Annotated in this window: 17 protein-coding genes; 4 read left to right on the top strand and 13 right to left on the bottom strand. The window is 74.2% G+C overall.

All coding sequences use genetic code 11. From position 1 onward, the window contains the following. Positions 1-1017 (bottom strand): 5-dehydro-2-deoxygluconokinase (gene iolC / locus AB0K34_RS42465; RefSeq protein ID WP_364554324.1); only part of this gene is annotated, 1017 nt, incomplete at its 3' end. After that, positions 1014-1895 carry a TIM barrel protein gene (locus AB0K34_RS42470; RefSeq protein WP_138641639.1) on the bottom strand — a complete coding sequence of 294 codons (882 nt, stop codon included), beginning with the start codon at positions 1893-1895 and terminating at the stop codon, positions 1014-1016. The genes iolC and AB0K34_RS42470, both read right to left, overlap by 4 nt. 166 nt (positions 1896-2061) lie before the next feature. On the opposite strand from AB0K34_RS42470, the gene AB0K34_RS42475 reads away from it, so the two are divergent. From AB0K34_RS42475 to AB0K34_RS42485, 3 genes are all read left to right on the top strand, one after another. Further along, positions 2062-2799, top strand: coding sequence for a GntR family transcriptional regulator (locus AB0K34_RS42475; RefSeq protein ID WP_364554325.1), 738 nt, complete (start codon positions 2062-2064; stop codon positions 2797-2799). Positions 2800-2925: 126 nt separating this feature from the next. Beyond that, positions 2926-4275 carry a phytase gene (locus AB0K34_RS42480; RefSeq protein WP_364554326.1) on the top strand — a complete coding sequence of 450 codons (1350 nt, stop codon included), beginning with the start codon at positions 2926-2928 and terminating at the stop codon, positions 4273-4275. A 114-nt stretch (positions 4276-4389) separates the two neighbouring features. Then, a complete protein-coding gene (locus tag AB0K34_RS42485) occupies positions 4390-5319 on the top strand; it encodes a LacI family DNA-binding transcriptional regulator (RefSeq protein ID WP_364554327.1) in 930 nt (309 codons plus the stop codon). On the opposite strand, the gene AB0K34_RS42490 is transcribed toward AB0K34_RS42485, so the two are convergent. The 11 genes from AB0K34_RS42490 to AB0K34_RS42540 form a co-directional block, all read right to left on the bottom strand. Continuing rightward, positions 5309-6031 carry an MBL fold metallo-hydrolase gene (locus AB0K34_RS42490; protein ID WP_364554328.1) on the bottom strand — a complete coding sequence of 241 codons (723 nt, stop codon included), beginning with the start codon at positions 6029-6031 and terminating at the stop codon, positions 5309-5311. The genes AB0K34_RS42485 and AB0K34_RS42490 overlap by 11 nt on opposite strands. After that, positions 6028-6846 (bottom strand): Cof-type HAD-IIB family hydrolase, encoded by an 819-nt coding sequence (locus AB0K34_RS42495; protein WP_364554329.1) that lies wholly within the window; start codon positions 6844-6846, stop codon positions 6028-6030. The genes AB0K34_RS42490 and AB0K34_RS42495 overlap by 4 nt, the downstream gene beginning before the upstream one ends. Next, positions 6843-7694: an inositol monophosphatase family protein gene (locus tag AB0K34_RS42500; protein ID WP_138639983.1), complete on the bottom strand. Its 852-nt coding sequence runs from the start codon at positions 7692-7694 to the stop codon at positions 6843-6845. Before AB0K34_RS42500 ends, AB0K34_RS42495 begins: the two co-directional genes overlap by 4 nt. Continuing rightward, entirely contained in the window at positions 7691-8476 is a 786-nt protein-coding gene (locus AB0K34_RS42505) for an HAD family hydrolase (RefSeq protein ID WP_240808342.1), read from the bottom strand. Before AB0K34_RS42505 ends, AB0K34_RS42500 begins: the two co-directional genes overlap by 4 nt. Further along, a complete protein-coding gene (locus AB0K34_RS42510) occupies positions 8473-9603 on the bottom strand; it encodes an ABC transporter ATP-binding protein (RefSeq protein ID WP_138639982.1) in 1131 nt (376 codons plus the stop codon). Before AB0K34_RS42510 ends, AB0K34_RS42505 begins: the two co-directional genes overlap by 4 nt. A 3-nt stretch (positions 9604-9606) precedes the next feature. Beyond that, a complete protein-coding gene (locus AB0K34_RS42515) occupies positions 9607-11367 on the bottom strand; it encodes an iron ABC transporter permease (protein ID WP_240808341.1) in 1761 nt (586 codons plus the stop codon). Positions 11368-11569: 202 nt separating this feature from the next. Continuing rightward, complete coding sequence (locus tag AB0K34_RS42520) at positions 11570-12763, bottom strand: ABC transporter substrate-binding protein (protein WP_301175002.1); 1194 nt, start codon at positions 12761-12763, stop codon at positions 11570-11572. Positions 12764-12832: 69 nt separating this feature from the next. Further along, positions 12833-13492 carry a DUF47 family protein gene (locus tag AB0K34_RS42525; RefSeq protein ID WP_138639979.1) on the bottom strand — a complete coding sequence of 220 codons (660 nt, stop codon included), beginning with the start codon at positions 13490-13492 and terminating at the stop codon, positions 12833-12835. Continuing rightward, on the bottom strand, positions 13489-14469 hold the full coding sequence (locus tag AB0K34_RS42530) for an inorganic phosphate transporter (protein WP_138639978.1): 981 nt from the start codon (positions 14467-14469) through the stop codon (positions 13489-13491). The genes AB0K34_RS42525 and AB0K34_RS42530 overlap by 4 nt, the downstream gene beginning before the upstream one ends. Next, complete coding sequence (locus AB0K34_RS42535) at positions 14466-15461, bottom strand: Gfo/Idh/MocA family oxidoreductase (RefSeq protein WP_138639977.1); 996 nt, start codon at positions 15459-15461, stop codon at positions 14466-14468. The genes AB0K34_RS42530 and AB0K34_RS42535 overlap by 4 nt, the downstream gene beginning before the upstream one ends. 254 nt (positions 15462-15715) lie before the next feature. Then, a complete protein-coding gene (locus AB0K34_RS42540; RefSeq protein WP_364554330.1) occupies positions 15716-16189 on the bottom strand; it encodes a CBS domain-containing protein in 474 nt (157 codons plus the stop codon). A gap of 129 nt (positions 16190-16318) precedes the next feature. Here AB0K34_RS42540 and AB0K34_RS42545 point away from each other — a divergent pair. Continuing rightward, positions 16319-17317, top strand: a 999-nt coding sequence (locus AB0K34_RS42545) for an SDR family oxidoreductase (RefSeq protein WP_364554331.1), incomplete at its 3' end; no start/stop codon positions are given.

A 17317-nucleotide genomic window follows, 5' to 3' on the forward strand; every position in this document is an offset into this window, starting at 1 on the left:
CGCGCTTTCGCGCCTCTCCAGCCAGTAGTTCTGGTGCTGGAAGGGGTAGGTGGGCAGATCGAGATGGGTCGGCCGGGTCGCCGGATAGAAAGCAGCGACCTCGGCGGTCGTCGGCATGGCGGCCGAGCAGGCGAGCCGGGACGCGACGATCGCGCCGGCCCGGTTGGCGAACGCGAGCACGCGCGCGAGGTCCCAGCCGGCGAGCAGCCCGTGGCAGAGGGCGCCGCCGAACGCGTCGCCGGCGCCGAGGCCGTTGACGACCTCGACCGGCAGCGCGGGCGCGGCGGCGGTCTCGCCGCCGGCCGCGACGGCGAGGACGCCGTCCGGGCCGCGCTTGACGACCGCGAGGCGCACGCCCCGGTCGAGCAGCGCGCGGGCGGCCCGCTCCGGGTCGCCCTCCCCCACGGCCATCTCGCACTCGGCGAGGTTGCCGACCGCGACCGTGGCGTGTTCGAGGGCCTCCCCCGCCCAGCGCCGCGCCTCCGCCGGCGACTCCCAGAACACGGGGCGGTAGTCGAGGTCGAGGACGGTGAGGTCGGCGCGGCGGCGCAGGCCCAGCGCGGCGAGCGTCGCCGTGCGGGACGGCTCGGCGCACAGCCCGGTCACCGTCGTCCACAGCACCCCGGCGGCCTCGATCGCGGGACGGTCCAGCTCGTCCGCGCGGATCTCCAGGTCGGGGGCCTTCGGGACGCGGTAGAAGTACAGCGGGAAGTCGTCGGGCGGGAACAGCTCGCAGAAGGTGACGGGCGTCGGCAGGCCGGGGACGTCGGCGACGTACCGGGCGTCCACCCCGTACTCGGCGAGGGCGCGGCGGACGAACCGGCCGAACGGGTCGGCGCCAGTGCGGGTGATCACGGCGGCGCGGCGGCCGTGCCGGGCGGCGGCGACCGCGACGTTGGTGGCGCTGCCGCCGAGGAAGCGGGCGAACGTCTCGACCTCGTCCAGCCGGGCGCCGGTCTGGAGCGGGTAGAGGTCGACGCCGACGCGGCCCATGGTGATGACGTCGAATCCGGTCATGCGGGGATCCCGGCGAGGAAGTCGACGCAGGCGCGGACGTCGTCGGCGGGGCCGGCGCCGGGCGCGGGCTCCGCGTCGATGATCATGTCCTGTTCGAGGACGTACCAGCCGTCGTACCCGGCGCCTTCGAGGGAGCGGACGATCCCGGCGATGTCGATGTCGCCCGCGCCGAGCGGGCGGTAGATGCCGGCGCGGACGGCGTCGGTGTAGGAGGTCGCGCCGGTCCGGACGGCGGCGGCGAGCGCGGCGTCGACGTCCTTGAGGTGGACGTGCGCGATCCGGCGGGGGGCGCGCGCGGCGAGTTCGCCGGGGTCGGTGCCGCCGATGAGCAGGTGGCCGGTGTCGAGGCAGAGCGGGATCGCCGAGCCGGCGAGGACGCGGTCGACCTCGTCGGACCGCTCCACCATCGTCCCGACGTGCGGGTGCAGCACCGCGCGGACGCCGGCGTCGGCGGCGACCGCGTCGATCCGGTCGAGGTTGCCGAGCAGCGCCGCCCAGCCGGCGGCGTCGAGCGCGGGGCGCTCGTCGTAGCCGTCCAGGCCGGTCACGGCCGCCAGCACCAGCGTGAGGCGCTCATTGGAGCGTTCCATCCCAAATCCGGACAGGATCCTCCGCACCTCCGGCAGCGGGTCGCGGTCCGGGTCGTGCAGCACGACCGGCGCGAACCCGCCCACCGGGCGCAGCCCGTACCCGGCGAGCAGCGCCGCGCGCTCGGCGGCCCCGGCCGGCAGGAAGCCGTCCGGCCCGAACTCGGCGGCGGCCAGCCCGAGGTCGCGCATCTCCGCCAGCACCCGCGCGGGCGCCAGCTGGTGGCCCCAGCCCGGCACCTCGCACACCCCCCACGAGATCGGGGCTCCCGCGACACGATCCTTGATCATCAGCTCACCATCTCTCCGGGAACGTGCTCCGGCCGGTCGTGGCACCGGCCCCGCCGAGTCTGCTGAAGGTCAGGAGGCGATGTCAATAGTTTGTTAGGACATTATGAGGTAATAAGTTAAACACACGGAACGAGGTACGATCGTCCCGCACGAGAGGAGACGATGGGTGTACCGACCGCGCGTGACCGTGGACCGCAGCAGCCCCGTGCCGCTGTACTACCAGCTCGCCCAGCAGCTGGAGGCGGCGATCCGGGCCGGCGAGCTGGCCCCCGGCACCCGGCTGGAGAACGAGGTCGAGCTGGCCGACCGCTGCGGGCTGTCCCGCCCGACCGTCCGGCAGGCCATCCAGCACCTGGTGGACCGCGGGCTCCTCGTGCGCAAGCGGGGCGTCGGCACGCAGGTCGTGCGGTCGGAGATCCGCCGCCCGATCGAGCTGACCAGCCTGCACGACGACCTGGCGGCGGCCGGCCGGGAGCCGCGCACCCGCGTGCTGGAGCTCGGGCCCGTCCCCGCCGACGACACGGTGGCCAAGGAGCTCGGCGTCCCGCCCGGCGCGGAGGTCGTCCGGATGCGCCGCATCCGCTGCACCGGCGAGGAGCCGCTCGCGCTGCTCACCAACTACCTGCCCGTCGACCTGATGAAGGTGACCGAGGCCGACCTCGCCGAGCACGGCCTGTACGAGCTGCTCCGCGCGACCGGCATCAACCTGCGCATCGCGAACCAGACCATCGGCGCGCGCGGCGCGACGGCGGCCGAGGCCCGGCTGCTGGACGAGCGGCGCGGCGTCCCGCTGCTGACCATGAACCGCACCGCCTACGACGACAAGGGCGTCGCGGTCGAGTACGGCTGCCACGTGTACCGCGCGGACCGCTACTCGTTCGCGCTCACCCTCGTGGAGCGGTAGCCGCCGGGCGGCGGCCCGCCGAACGCCGGGCGAACTCCTCTTGATCAATTAGAGCGCTCTATTGAATTAGAGCGCTCTAACGCTTACGGTGCAGGCATCCCCCCTTCCCGCATCAGGAGGAACCCGATGCACCTGAGACCCACCCCCAAGGGCGTCCGGCTCGCGGCCGCCGCCACCACCGCGGCGCTCGCCGCCGCCGTGCTGTCGGCCGCCCCGGCCGCCGCCGACGGCGACGAGCTCGCCCAGGTCCGCGCGGCGCTGGAGACCCCGCCGAACTACGACGACGAGGCGGGCGGCAACGCCAACGCCGACGACCCGGCGATCTGGAGCCACCCGAGCGACCGCGCCGGCGACCTCGTCGTCGCGACCCTCAAGGAGGGCGGCCTCGTCGTCTACGACGCCGCCGGCCGGGAGACGCAGCGGATCGCCGCCCCCACCCCGCCCCGCCCCGGCGACGAGCCGGGCCGGTTCAACAACGTCGACCTCATCTACGGCTTCCAGCTCGGCGGCCGTAAGGTCGACCTCGCGGTCGTCTCCGACCGCGGCCGCGACACCGTCCGCACCTACGCGATCGACCCGCGGGCGGCCGTCCGGCACCAGGCGCCGCTGACCGACGTCACCGACCCGTCCGCGCCGTTCGTCTTCTCCACCTCCCTCGACGAGGTCAACGACCAGGCGACGGCCTACGGGCTCGCGTCCTGGAGCGACTCGCGCGGCGGCGGCTACGTCGCGCTGAGCCGCCGGCACACCTCGCGGCTCGGCCTCGTCCGCCTCCAGGTCACCGCCGCCGGCAAGATCAGCTACCGGCACGTCCGCGACCTGGACCTGCCCACCTCGTTCCCGGTGCCGGGCGGCACCTGGACGCCCTGCGAGGACCCGGGCGAGGGCCCCCAGGTCGAGGGCATGGTCGCCGACCCCGAGAACGACGCGCTGTACGCCGCGCAGGAGGACGTCGGCATCTGGCGCATCCCGCTGGACGGCGGCGGGCCGCAGCTCATCGACAAGGTCAAGGAGTTCGGCGTCCCCGCCACCTACAACCCCGAGACCGAGGAGTGCGACCCGAGCGGGCCCGACCCGGGCGTGGGCGGCACCCACCTCACCGCAGACGCCGAGGGCCTGTCGCTTTACCAGCAGGACGACGGCGAGGGCTACCTCATCGCCTCCAGCCAGGGCGACAACACCTTCGTCGTCTACGACCGCGAGGACCCGGACGACTACATCGGCCGGTTCCGCGTCGCCCCCGGCACCACCGTGGACGGCTCCGAGGTCTGCGACGGCGCGATGGTCACCAGCGCCCCGATCGGCGGCTTCCGCAACGGCCTCCTGGTCGTCCACGACGGCGTCAACACCCCCGACGCGGTGGACGGCAACGGCGAGGTCCGCGAGAACACCAACTTCAAGTACGTCGACTGGAAGGATGTCGCCGAGCCCCTCGACCTGGACATCACCCCGGGCGACTGGGACCCCCGCGACTGACCTGACCTGACCTGACCCGACACGACCCGACACGACACGACACGACCGCACCGGACGCGAGTCGCCGCCATGCCCCCCATGGCGGCGGCTCGCCCCATCTACGGAGATCACGACATGGCCCATCCGACCCTGGAGGACGTCGCCGCGCGCGCGGGGGTGTCCCGCGCGCTGGTGTCCCTGGTGATGCGCGGCTCCCCCAAGGTCGGCAGGGAGCGCCGGGAGGCGGTCCTCGAAGCGGCCCGCGAGCTCGGCTACCGGCCGAACATGATGGCCCGCGGCCTCGCCGCGGGCCGGACCGGCATCGTCGGGGTCCTCCTCGCCGACCTGCACGACCCCTGGTGCGCGGCGGTCCACGACGGGCTCGCCGACGAGGCGCCGCGCGGCGACGTCCGGCTGCTGGTGTCCACGGGGCGCGGCCGTCCCGCCCGCGAGTCGGCCGCCCTGGACGACCTGCTCGACCTGCGCCCGGACGGGGTGGTCCTGGTGGGCCCGCGCGTCCCCGCCGCCGACATCGACCGCGCCGCCGCGGGCTGCCCGGTCGCGGTGGCCGGGCGGTCCGTCCGCTCGGGCCGCGTCGACTGCGTGACGGGCGACGACGCGGCGGCGGTGGCGCGCGCCGTCGAGCAGCTGAAGGCCCTCGGGCACCGCGTGATCGCCTGCCTGGACGCGGGCCCGCGCCCCTCCTCGCTCCGCCGCGCCTGCGAGGCCGCCGGCCTGACGACCGTGGCCGGTGCCGACGAGCTACCGGCGTCCGCCACGGCCGTGCTCGCGCTCGGCGACACGACGGGCACGGCGGCGCTGACCGCCCTGCTGCGGGCGGGGAGGCACGTCCCCGAAGACGTGTCGCTGGTCGTCCACGGCGACCCGCCCGGCGCGCTGAGCGCCCAGGTCACCACGGTCGCCGCCCCCGCCGCCGAACTCGGCCGCCTCGCCATGGCGGCGCTGCTGGACCGGATCCGCGACGGCGTCTCGGCGGAGCCGCGACGCGTGACCGTCCCCCCGCGCCTGGACGAGCGCGCCACCACCGCCCCGGTCAGGCGATGAGGCGCAGCCCGGTGGCCGCCAGCGTGAGCGGGCCGTCGTAGACCTGCCTCGCCTCGGCCAGCGCGGCGTGCGGGTCGGCCCAGGGGCGCAGATGGGTGATGACGAGATGCGCCGCGTCCGCCTGTTTCGCCAGGTCGCCCGCCTGGGCGGGTGTCAGGTGCGCCTCGGCGGCGCCGGGCGTTTCCACGGACGCGGCCGCCTCGCAGAGCAGGACGTCGCTACCGCGGGCCAGCTCCAGTAGTTCTGGGCATTCACCCGAGTCGCCGGAGTAGGTGAGAACGCGCGAGCCGGCCGTCACGCGGACGGCCAGCGCCGGGACCGAGTGCCGCACCGGGGCGGTCTCCACCGTGAACGGCCCGAGGCTCATCGGGCCCGACACGGGCTCCAACCAGCGCAGGGCGTCGGCGTAGGAGGGTGAGAGGCCGAGGCGGTCGGAGGTTCCGGCCGGAGCCAGGACCGGGAGCGGCGCCCGCTGCCCGCGCCGGTCCCGCACGTACGCGAGGGGCGCCAGGTCCGCGTAGTGGTCGCGGTGCGGGTGGCTGATCACCACCGCGTCGATCGCGCACGGGTCGGCGAAGCGCTGCAGCGGGCCGAGCGCGCCCGTCCCGGCGTCCAGCAGGAGCCGGAAGCCGGCGTGCTCCAGCAGGTAGCAGGAGCACGCGGCGTCCGGCCCCGGGACGGTCCCCGCGCAGCCGGCGACGGTCAGGATCACGGCAGCACGCGGGAGACGAGGTCGGCGACCGCGCCCTCCGCGCAGGCGGCGACCACGATGTCCGCGGCGGCGCGGACGGGCTCGGCGCCGTCCCCGACGGCGGCGCCGAGCCCCGCGGCCTGGATCATGTCCAGGTCGTTCGGGTTGTCGCCGATCGCGGCGACGTCGCCGAGGGCCACGCCCCGCGCGGCGGCCAGCTCGCGCAGCGCCGCGCCCTTGGTCGCGCCCGGTGGGAGGGCCTCCAGGTAGGTGCTCTCCGACCGGACGAGGGTGACGTCCGGGACGTTCACCGACACCGTTTCCTCGGCGGGGTCCATCAGCTCGGGACGGTCGCAGATCATCATGACCTTGACGATGTCGTCGAACGGCAGGTCGCCCCACGCGCCGATGCGGGTGAGGGTGATGCCGTCCCGGTGGGCGTACTCCCGCAGCGCCGGTGAATCGGACACCACGTGGGCACGGCCGCCGCTGAACGCCACCGGCCACACGCCCTCGGGGAGGGAGCCGAACAGCATCGTCAGCTTCGCCCACGCGGCCACGCCCAGGCAGCGCCGGTACAGGACGGTGCCGGTGCTCAGGTCGACCACGCGCGCCCCGTTGTAGAGGATCGCGGGGGTGGTGAGGCCGAGTGCCCGGTAGTACGGGAGGGCGGCCGTCTCGCTGCGTCCGGTGGCGATGACGACGGTGCCGCCCGCGTCCATGAAGCGGCGCAGCGCCGCCAGGCTCGACTCGACGATCTGCTTGTCGCGGGCGACGAGCGTCCCGTCGAGGTCGGTGACGATCCAGTCGACCGTGCGGACGCCGGTGGTGCTCATGCCCCGCTCCCCTGCGCCGGCAGGCCCGCCACCTCGCGCATGACGGACCCGGCGAGGTCGAACCCGCCGACGTGCGCCAGGTAGCCGGGCGCCTCGTGGTCGGGGGCGCCCGGCTCGCCGCCGAGCGGCAGGTACGTGCCGCCCGCCTGCCGGACCAGCAGCAGCGCCGCGGTGACGTCCCAGGCGTTGATGGACGGGTCGTAGGCGACGTCGGTCCAGCCGGCGGCGACGTGCGCGAGGGTGAGCGCGGCGCTGCCGGGGCGGCGCAGCGTGGCGAACGCGTCGACCATCAGGCCGAAGCGGCGCAGCGCCTCCGCCCGGTCGGCCGCCAGCTCGCGCGCGTTGGGGTAGGACGTGGCGACGACGGCGGTCGCGTCGCGGCCCGCGCCGCGGCTCTGGATCCGCTCGCCGTCGCAGGTCGCGCCGCCGAGCGACGCGCTGAACATCTCGTCGCGGACCGGGTCGTACACCGCGCCCGCGACGACCTCGCCGCCCGCGACCGCGCCGATGGACACGCAGAAGAACGGCAGGCCGACGGCGAAGTTCGCGGTGCCGTCGATCGGGTCGACGTACCAGCGGATGTCGCCGTCCGCGCCCTGGACCCCCTGCTCGCCCTGCGCACCGCCCTCCTCGCCGACGACGACGCTGCCCGGGGTCTCCTTGGCGAGCACCTCCCGGATGGTCTCCTCCGCCGCGCGGTCGTGCTCGGTGACGGGATCGTGCATGTCGCGCTTGGTGTCGACCTCGGGACGCGAGCGGAACGCCGCCCGCAGCCGGTCCCCCGTGGCCCGAGCGGCGAGCTCGGCGATCCCGGCCAGTTCCCGCGAGGCGGGCACATCGACCCTCATGCGTCTCCTTCCATGGCGTTGGTGAGCAGTTCGAGCAGCCCGTGCCCGTCGTCCACGACCGCGTCGGGGCGGCAGCGGACCTCGTACGGCACGTCGTAGGTCCCGCCGGCGACCATCAGCACGTTCCCGCCGACGCCGGCGCGATGCCCGCAGAGCACGTCGCGGTCGAAGTTGTCGCCCGCGTACCAGGCGTCGCCCGGCTCGACGCCGAGCGCGCGGGTCGCGATCCAGATCATCTCCGGGTTGGGTTTGCGCACGCCGGCCTCGTCGCTGTAGACCTCCAGCGCCAGCTTCTCCGCCAGGCCCGTCGCGGCGGTGAAGTTCCGGTGGACGGCGGCCGACAGCGAGTTGCTGACGACGGCGCACGGGATGCCGTGGTCCGCGGCGGCGTCCAGCAGTTCGGGGATGCCCGGCCTGATGCGCCGCTCCTGCCGCAGTTCCCCCATCCGCTGGCACAGCGGCGTCGCGTGCGTGACGACCAGCTGCCGGGCGGGCGCGGGCCAGTCCGCGGCGACGTAGTCGCCCCAGAACCCGGCGTGGGTCATCTCGGCCGGCGCGTAGAGCCGGGACATCGCGTCCTTCCAGCACTTGTCGGCCGCGACGCCCGCCTTGATGTCGGTCTCGACGGCGGTGACGTCGAGGTCGCCGCAGCCGGCGCGGACGAGGGCGGCGTGCACCTCCTTCGCCAGCGCCGCCGACCAGCCCTCGCGGCGGGACGTCTCGACCAGCACCCCGCCGAAGTCCAGCAGGAGGGCCCGGGGCCTGCGCATCGGCGCGTTCACGGCACCGCCTTCTCGACGGGGGCGGTCGCCTCGTCCCACGCGGCCATGCGGGCGCCGTCCTCGGCGAACAGGTGCAGGCGGCCGGGCCGCGTCCAGCAGGTCAGCCGGTCGCCGGGGCCGGCCTCCGGGTCCTCGTGGGTGACGGCGAACAGCTCGGTGTCGAGGACGCGGAGCTGCACCGTCCAGCTCGCGCCGGTCGGCAGGACGGCCTCGACGACGGCCTCGTCCGACCAGGCGGTGTCCGGGACGCCGTCCGTCGACCGGACGAGGCGGAGCGCCTCCGGCCGGACGCCGACGCAGCCCGGCGACCCGATGCCGCGCTTCTCCGCGAACCGGAGCAGCGACCCGGCGAGCCCCTCCGGCTCGGCCCCGATCGGAACGATGTTCATGGGCGGGCTTCCTACGAATTCTGCGACGAACCGGTTGCCGGGTCGCTCGTACATCTCCATCGGCGGTGCCACCTGCTGCAGCTCTCCCTCCGACATGACCGCGATGTGCGTGGCCATCGTCATGGCCTCCATCTGATCATGCGTGACGAAGACGACGGTCGCGCCGGTCTCGTCGTGGATGCGCTTCAGCTCGGTCCGCATCTCCAGGCGGAGCCGGGCGTCCAGGTTGGACAGCGGCTCGTCCAGCAGCAGGACGTCGGGGTCGACGGCGAGCATGCGGGCCAGCGCGACGCGCTGCTGCTGGCCGCCGGACAGCTGCGACGGGTACCGGTCCATGCAGTCGGCGACGTGGACCTTCTCCAGGGCCTCCTTGGCGCGGGCCTTGCGCTGCTCGGCCGGGACCTTGCGCATCCGCAGCCCGAACTCGGTGTTGCCGCGCACGGTGAGGTGCGGCCAGAGCGCGTAGTTCTGGAAGACGAGCCCCATGTCGCGCTTCTCCGGCGGGACGTACACGCCGCGCTCCACCGAGTCCAGGACGCGGTCGCCCACGGCGATCTCACCCAGGGTCGGCTGCTCCAGCCCGGCGATCATGCGCAGGGTGGTGGTCTTGCCGCAGCCGGACGGGCCGAGCAGGCAGGTGAACGAGCCGTCCGGGATGGTGAGGTCCAGGTCCTTCACCGCCGGGCGGGTGCCGCCGGGATAGGTCTTGACCACTCCGCTGAGGGTGATGGCCGGCATTGATCAACCTCCGATGCCCGAGGCCAGGCTGCTCTTGGTGAGCCGCTGGGCCAGGTAGGTCATGGTGAACGAGAGCAGGGCGATGATGAGCACGACGCCGTTGGCGAGCTGGGTGTAGCCGTACTCGACGAGCCCGATGGACAGGGTGGTCAGCAGCTGGGTGCCGGCGGTGGTCAGCATGATGACGATGCTGAGCTCCTTCAGCCCCGAGATGAACGGCAGCACCACGCCGGTGACGAGCGCGCCCCGCTGGATCGGCATGATGATCCGCGTCATCCGGGTGACCCAGCGGGCCCCGCTGATCTGCGCGGCCTCCTCCGGTTCCCGGCCGAGCTGCATCATCGCCGAGATCCCCGACCGGGACGAGTACGGCAGGTGCGTCACCACCATCACCAGGACGAGCAGCGTGATCGTCCCGTACAGCGCCGGGACGGGGCCGCGCTGGACGGCGAACAGCGACAGGCACGCGGCGGCGAACGCGATGCCCGGCACCAGGTACGGCAGGAACGACACCTGCCGCAGGAACGTGGAGACCCGGCTCCCGGCGCCGCGCACCACCACGTAGCCGATCAGCAGCCCGAGGAACCCGCACACGAGCGCGGCGACCCCGACGATGCGGAGGCTGTTCCAGGCCGCCTCCCACAGCTCGGAGCCGCGCAGCACGCCGTGCGGGAACCCGACGGCGCCCTCGATCTTCGAACCGAACCAGTACTTGAGCGTGAAGTTGTCGGCGCTGAACACGCCCGGCGTCTTGGTGACGGTCGACAGCAGCAGCGTCAGCACGGGGACGACGACGCTCGCGGCGAACACCGTCATGCCGAGCCCGAACGCGGGCCAGCGCCAGCGGCGCAGGTCGCTGCGGCGGTCCATGGCGCCCTTGCCGCCGACCGTGACGAACCGGCGCTGCTCCCGCACGAGCCGGGTGTCGACGACCACGACGAGCACGCCGATCAGCACGATGACGCCGGCGAGCGTCGAGGCGACGCCGGTGCTGCGGTCGCGGATCGCGTGGTAGAGGCCGGTGGACAGCACGTTGTAGTCGCTCGGCAGCCCGAGGATGTAGGGGGTGCCGAACGTGCCGAGGACGCGGCCGAGGACGAGCAGCACCGCCGACGACAGCGCGGGCAGCATCAGCGGCAGCGTGATGCGGCGGACGACCGTCCGGCCGCCGGCGCCGAGGATGCGGGCCGAGTCCTCCAGCTGCGAGTCGATGCGGCGCAGCGCGTTGCCGAACAGCAGCAGCACGAACGGGTAGTAGTGCAGCCCGAGCGTGACGATGATCGGCAGCGGCCCGTAGGCGAGCCAGTCGGGGGTGCTGATGCCGGCGCCCTGCAGGTAGCCGACCTGCCCGCCGGACCGCTCGTTCTTGAACAGCGACAGCCAGGCCAGCGCGAACGTCCAGGACGGCAGCATGTACGGGACGACGAGCGCGCCGGCCAGGAACTTGCGCCCCGGCACGTTGGTGCGGGTCACCAGCCACGCCATCGACCCGCCGACGACGAGGGCGAACGCGATGACGCCGAGCGCGACCGTCACGGTGTGGAGGAGCGGCTCCCAGAACAGCAGCCTGCTGACGGGCGAGCGGAACACCCGCCACAGGTAGTAGCCCGTCCACGAGCCGGACTCCTGGCCGGAGCGGGCCTCGTCGCCGTACTGGACGCGGGCCGCGTCCGAGATGACCGAGACGAGCGGGGCGATGACGAGGTAGAGCAGGACGGCGCTCAGCGCGAGGCCGAGCAGCACGGTGGGGTCACGCAGGAGCACGCGCGACCGGTACAGCACGCGCCGGCCGCGAGACGCCGGCCGTGCGGGGGCGGCGACCGCCATGGGCAGTTCCTCCGGGGGTGAGGGCCCCGGCGGGCCGCGCCGAGCGGCCCGCCGGACGGGTGTGTTCATCTGGGGGGACGACCCCCCAGGCGCCCCGAGCACGGTCCTGAGCCGAGCCTTCGCTCCGCTCAGGCTCGGCTCAGGAGTGGTTGACGCGCCAGAAGTCCTTGATGTCCTGGCGGGCGCGGAAGTCGGCGAGCAGCTGGTCCGAGGAGAACCAGTACAGCTGCGTGTTCCAGTCGGTGAGGCCGGGCGGGTTGTGCGGGCTCACGCCGACCTTGTCGTTGCCGGACACGCCGCCGGAGTGGGCTTCGAGGTCGAAGCCCTCCTTCTCCATCGCGAAGTGGACGAAGAGCTTGGCGGCGTTCGGGTGCTTGGAGCCGGTCGCGATCGTGGCGAACTTCGGGTAGGCGAAGCCGGTCCACGGGGCCAGGCCCTCGCAGACCTTCATGTTGAACTTCTTGTCCTCCAGGTCGCGGAATTTGGCGATGGAGAACAGCCCGATCGTGGTGCGGGTCTGGTTGGGGGCACCGACGGCGGTCGCGACGTCCTCGTCCTCGGTGGTGAGGACGGGGTCGTTCTTGGCGAACCGCTTCACCCACTCGTACGCGGGGTCCTTCTCATCGAGCTTGAGCTTGCCCTTGCCGAGCTGCTCGTAGGCGGCGGCGAGCTTGTCCGAGCCCTGCTCCGACATCTGCGTGAACCACTGGGTGAAGACCTCCTTGCCCAGCGGGTCCTGCAGCATCACCTTGCCCTTCCACTCCGGCTCGGTGAGCTGCCACATGTTCTTCACCGGGCAGCCGTTCGGGTTGAGCTTGGGGTTGTAGGCGAACACGTACGCCTTGGAGATCATCATCAGCGGGTTGCGGTTCTTCTCCGCGATGCTCCCGGCGAGGTCCGGCGGGATCCAGGTCTTGACGATCTTCTGCGGGAGGAGCTGCCCGACCAGCATGGGGCCGTCCTCGAACAGGCTGACGTCGATGGTGACGTTCTTGGCCTGCGCCTCGCGGGTCATCTTCTCGGCGGTGGCGGCGGCCTTGGACTTCACGCCCTCGGCCTTGATCCCGTACTTCTTCTCGAACGCCGCCGCCATGTCCTTGACGTCGCCGCTGCCGTCATAGGCGAGGAGGCCGCCCTCCTTCTTCGCCGCCTCGACGAGCGCGTTCAGGTCGAACGACGCGGCGTCCTCGACGGTGACGGTCGGCAGCGGGTCGCCCGCCCCCGCCTCGCCGCTGCTGGACGGGGCGCACGCGCTGAGCGCCGCGGTGGCGAGCGCGGCCAGCACGGCGGCGCCGGTACGGCCCCGGCGCCCTCTCGGGATGGTGCGGATCATGGTCGGTTCTCTCCTTGCGCTTCGCCGGCGGGCCCCGGACCTGCGGCTCGATGGGGGTGGATGAGAGGGTCAGTGACTGCGTTTGAGCATCGCGTCCGACAGGGCGTCGGCCGCCTCGCCGAGCCGCCGCCCGACCGCGTCGAGCCGGTCGAGCAGCTCCCGGCTGCGCAGCACGTCGATGTCGAGCGGCCCGGCGAACAGCCGCGCGAGCGCGGCCTGCCGGTACTCGCGGACGCGGTTGCCGGCCTTGCGCGCGCCCAGCGCCGCGATGGTGACCGCGGCGGGCTCGGCGAGGACCTTCCGGACGGCGGCGTCGAGGGCGGTCAGCCCCTCCAGCACCGCGTCCAGCGGCGGGACGGCGAAGCCGAGTCCGGGCGGCCCGAACAGGTCGGCCTCGCGGACGAAGTCGCGGAGGTTGTCCAGGACGTCGTCGGCGGAGCGGGAGAGCCGGTAGAGGTCCTCCCGGTCGATGGGGGTGGCGAGGACGCCGCGCAGCATCGCGGCGAGCTCGGCCCGCTCGGCGTCGCCGGCGTGCTCGATCTCGGCCATCCGGGCGCGGGCGTCCGCCGAGGGCACCCGGCCGGCGGCCATCTCGCGGGCCAGCTCGGCGCCGTCGCGGGCGGCGCGGACCTGCCGGGCGACCTGCCCGATCACCCGGTCGCCGGAGCGGCCGCGCAGGTCGTCCCAGACGAGCCGGAACCGGCGGACGGGCCGGACGGCGGCGCTCACAGCGCCCTCACCGCGAGGCCGCAGAGCGCGCCGCCGGCGAACGCGAGCGGGAGGGTGAGCAGCCAGGCGGCGCCGATGCCGAGGACGTTCTGCCAGCGCACCCGCGCGGCGCCCTCGCTGGCGGCGACGCCGACGACCCCGGCGGTGACCGACTGCGTCATGCTGACCGGCGCGCCCGCGAGCGAGCTGGCCGCGACGGACGCGGCCGCGGCCGCCTCGGTGGACACGACGTGCAGCGGCCGGGCCAGCACGAGCCCGCGGCCGAGCCGGTCCCCCACCCGGTGGACGGCGCTGAGCGCGCCGGCGCAGAACACCACGCCGATCGCGAGGAGCACGAACGGGGTGGGCTGGACGGGCCCGATCGCGCCGAGCCGCCGGGTGGATACCACGTGCCGCGCCACGCTGACGACGGCGAGCATCTTCTGCCCGTCGTTGGCGGCGTAGGCGGCGCACTGGGCGCTGTAGGCGAGCACGTGGGCGGTCCGCACGGCGCCGGGCATGCCGGCGAAGGACGGGATGCGGCGGGAGGCGAGCCCGAGGCCGTACCCGACGGTCGTCCCGACGAGCGGCGCGGCGGCGCCGACGAGTAACACCAGGCCGAGGCCGCCCCAGGAGACGTCCAGGCCCATGCCGAGGCCGGCGCCGCCGATGCCGCCGACGATCGCGAGGGTCAGGCTGGTCGGCAGGCCGCGCCGGGTGAGCGCGGTGACGACGGCGAGCGCGACGGTCACGCCGAGCAGGAAGGCGAGCGCGCCGCGCCGGTCGCCGAGGTCGGTCAGCCCCTCGGTGAACGTCCGCGCGACCGCGACGGTCAGCTGCGGGACGAGCACGAGCGGCAGCAGCACCAGCGCCATCAGCAGCGGCCCGGACGAGCGGGGGTAGCGCCCGCTCAGCCCGAGCAGGGCCGCGCCGTCGTTGACGCCGGTGACCCAGACGAAGGCCAGCGCCACCGCGGCGAACGCCATCGCCCAGATCATCGCAGCTCCGCCAGCGCGACCCGGCGGCCCTCCCGCAGCGACAGCGTGGCGGCCTCGGCGACGAGGAACGCCTCCAGCGCCTCGTCCACCGTGCAGGGGCTCGGCACGTTGCCCTTGGCCACTTCTAGGAACGTTCCAATCTCGTTCGCGTAGGCGGGGTCGAAGCGCTCCTGGAAGTCGGTCCACGGGTCCCCGGAGGGCCAGTCGACGCCGGGTTCGGCCGACCGGAGCGGGGCGCGCTCGTCCAGCCCGACCACCCAGGTGGCGGCGGTGCCGGCCAGCTCCATCCGGACGTCGTAGCCGGCGCCGTTGTAGCGGGAGCCCTGGAGGGTGGCGATCGTCCCGTCGTCCAGGGCGAGGACGGCGGCGCTGGTGTCGACGTCGCCGGCCGCCGCGAAGTAGGAGTCGCCGCGGTTGGCGCCGGCGGCGGTCACGGACTCGACCTCGCGGCCGGTGACCCAGCGCAGGATGTCGAAGTCGTGGATGTGGCAGTCGCGGAAGATCCCGCCGGACGAGCGGACGTACTCGGCGGGCGGCGGCGCCGGGTCCGCGGTGACGAGGTGGACGCGGTGCAGCGCGCCGAGCCGGCCGTCGAGGACGGCCCGCCGCGCCGCCGCGTAGCCGGCGTCGAAGCGGCGCTGGAAGCCGATGTGCACCGGGACGCCGGCCTTGGCTGCGCGGTCGCGGACCTGCAGCGTGGTGCGCAGGTCGGGCGCGACGGGCTTCTCGCAGAACGCGGGGACGCCCGCGTCGCAGGCGCGGCCGAGCAGTTCGGCGTGGGTGGCGGTGGGGGTGGCGATGACGACGGCGTCGAGCCCGGCGCCGAGCACCGCGTCCGGGTCGCCGGCGCGGGCGCCGATCGGGCCCGCGAGCGCCTCGGCCCGGCGGACGTCGGCGTCGCCGATCAGCAGGGCGTCCACCTGGGGGTGCCCGCCCAGGAACCGGGCGTGCCACGCCCCGATCCGCCCCGCGCCCAACAGTCCGACCCGCATGGTGCCTCCCACTGGCCCGTTCGGTCTGATGGCGAGTTCACCGGAGCGACCGGTGGTGGACACCGTCCGTTCATCCGCTCGTCATCTTCGTGTGGCTTGAGGCACATTTGTAGCCCGCGCCGGAACGTCAGTCAATACTTTGTTCTTACATCTAGACGTTCTGACCTGAAGTCATCGCTACCTGACAGTCCGGCCGGCGGCGCGGCGGGACCGCGGGGCGGAACGGGTGCGGGAGGGGCCCGGCGGCGGGCGGGTCAGCCGTCCCCGGCCGCGGGCAGGATGCGTTCCAGCAGGTGGGCGGCGGTGATGACGCCGATCACGGCGCCCCGCTCGGGGTGCCGCTCGTCGTCCGCGACCGCCACCACCGGGCTGCGGGCGTCCGCCATGACGCTCGCGATCTCCATCACGGTGGCGCCGGGATCGACGACGGGCAGCGGCGCCCGGCCGCCCTCCAGGAGGTCGGCGACCGTGCGGCCGGCGAGCCTGGCGCAGAGCCGGTCGGCGTGCGGCTCGTCGTAGACGCGGGCGAGGGCGGGGTCGTCCCGGACGTGCGGCGGGACGATCTGGCGCACCAGCCGGGAACCGGGGAGCACCGCGACCGCGCGGCGCCGCCCGTCCACCACGACCAGGCCCGGCAGCCCCCGGGCCGCCAGGAGCCGGGCGGCGTCCATCGCGGAGTCGTCCGGGGTCACGGTCGGGTACTCGACGGCGAGTTCGCGGGCGCGCACACCTCGACGGTATCCGAGCGCCGCCCGGCCTCCCGCGCCCCGGGTCCGCGCCGCCGGTCCCGCGTTACAGACCCCATGTCACGGGCAGTGGGTCTCTGTGCCCGGACAAAGCGCCCGCATGGGGATGAGATGAAGCAGAAGATCGGCAAGGACAGCGTCGTCGTGCTCACCGGCGCCACCGGCGGGATCGGCCGCGCCACCGCGCGGGAGTTCGCCCGGCGCGGCGCGCGGATCGCCCTGCTGGCGCGCGGCGAGCAGGGGCTGGACGGCGCCGCCGCCGACGTGGCGGCGGCCGGCGGGCACCCGCTCCCGATCGCCGTCGACATGGCCGACCGCGACCGCGTCGCGGAGGCCGCGGCCCGGACCGAGAAGGAGCTCGGCCCGATCGACGTGTGGGTGAACGTCGCGTTCTCCTCGGTGCTCGCGCCGTTCTGGGAGATCGCGCCGGCGGAGTTCGAGCGCACCACCGAGGTCACCTACCTCGGCTACGTCAACGGCACCCGGGCGGCGCTGGAGCGGATGATGCCGCGCGACCGCGGGGTGATCGTCCAGTGCGGGTCGGCGATGGCCTACCGGGGGATCCCGCTGCAGAGCGCCTACTGCGGCGCCAAGCACGCCATCAAGGGGTTCCACGAGTCGCTGCGGACGGAGCTGATGCACGAGGGCAGCGGCGTGAAGGTGACGATGGTGCAGCTGCCGGGGGTGAACACCCCGCAGTTCGACTGGGTGCTGTCGCGGCTGCCGAAGCGCCCGCAGCCGGTCCCGCCGGTCTACCAGCCGGAGATCCCGGCGAAGGCGCTGCTGTACGCCGCCGAGCATCCCGCGCGCCGCGAGTACTGGGTCGGCGCGAGCGCGGTCGCCACGATCCTCGCCAACCGCGTCGCGGCGGGCCTGGTGGACCGCTACCTCGCGCGGACCGGCTTCGCCTCCCAGCAGACGGAGCAGGACGTCCGGCCGGACCGCCCCGCGAACCTGTGGGAGCCCGCCGACGACGCGCCCGGCACGGACCGCGGCGCCCACGGCCGCTTCGACGAGCGGGCGCACGGGACCAGCCCGCAGCTGTGGGCGGGGCAGCACAAGTACCTGGTGGGGGCCGCGACGGCGGGAGCCGCCGCGGGCGCGGCCGTC

The sequence above is a fragment of the Actinomadura sp. NPDC049382 genome (genome assembly GCF_040677125.1).
GTDB lineage: Bacteria > Actinomycetota > Actinomycetes > Streptosporangiales > Streptosporangiaceae > Spirillospora > Spirillospora geliboluensis.

Coding starts and splice junctions, on each gene's coding strand:
- AB0K34_RS42470 (WP_138641639.1), bottom strand. CDS start 1,895: ATGATCAAGGATCGTGTCGCGGGAGCCCCGATCTCGTGGGGGGTGTGC.
- AB0K34_RS42480 (WP_364554326.1), top strand. CDS start 2,926: ATGCACCTGAGACCCACCCCCAAGGGCGTCCGGCTCGCGGCCGCCGCC.
- AB0K34_RS42485 (WP_364554327.1), top strand. CDS start 4,390: ATGGCCCATCCGACCCTGGAGGACGTCGCCGCGCGCGCGGGGGTGTCC.
- AB0K34_RS42495 (WP_364554329.1), bottom strand. CDS start 6,846: ATGAGCACCACCGGCGTCCGCACGGTCGACTGGATCGTCACCGACCTC.
- AB0K34_RS42500 (WP_138639983.1), bottom strand. CDS start 7,694: ATGAGGGTCGATGTGCCCGCCTCGCGGGAACTGGCCGGGATCGCCGAG.
- AB0K34_RS42510 (WP_138639982.1), bottom strand. CDS start 9,603: ATGCCGGCCATCACCCTCAGCGGAGTGGTCAAGACCTATCCCGGCGGC.
- AB0K34_RS42520 (WP_301175002.1), bottom strand. CDS start 12,763: ATGATCCGCACCATCCCGAGAGGGCGCCGGGGCCGTACCGGCGCCGCC.
- AB0K34_RS42530 (WP_138639978.1), bottom strand. CDS start 14,469: ATGATCTGGGCGATGGCGTTCGCCGCGGTGGCGCTGGCCTTCGTCTGG.
- AB0K34_RS42535 (WP_138639977.1), bottom strand. CDS start 15,461: ATGCGGGTCGGACTGTTGGGCGCGGGGCGGATCGGGGCGTGGCACGCC.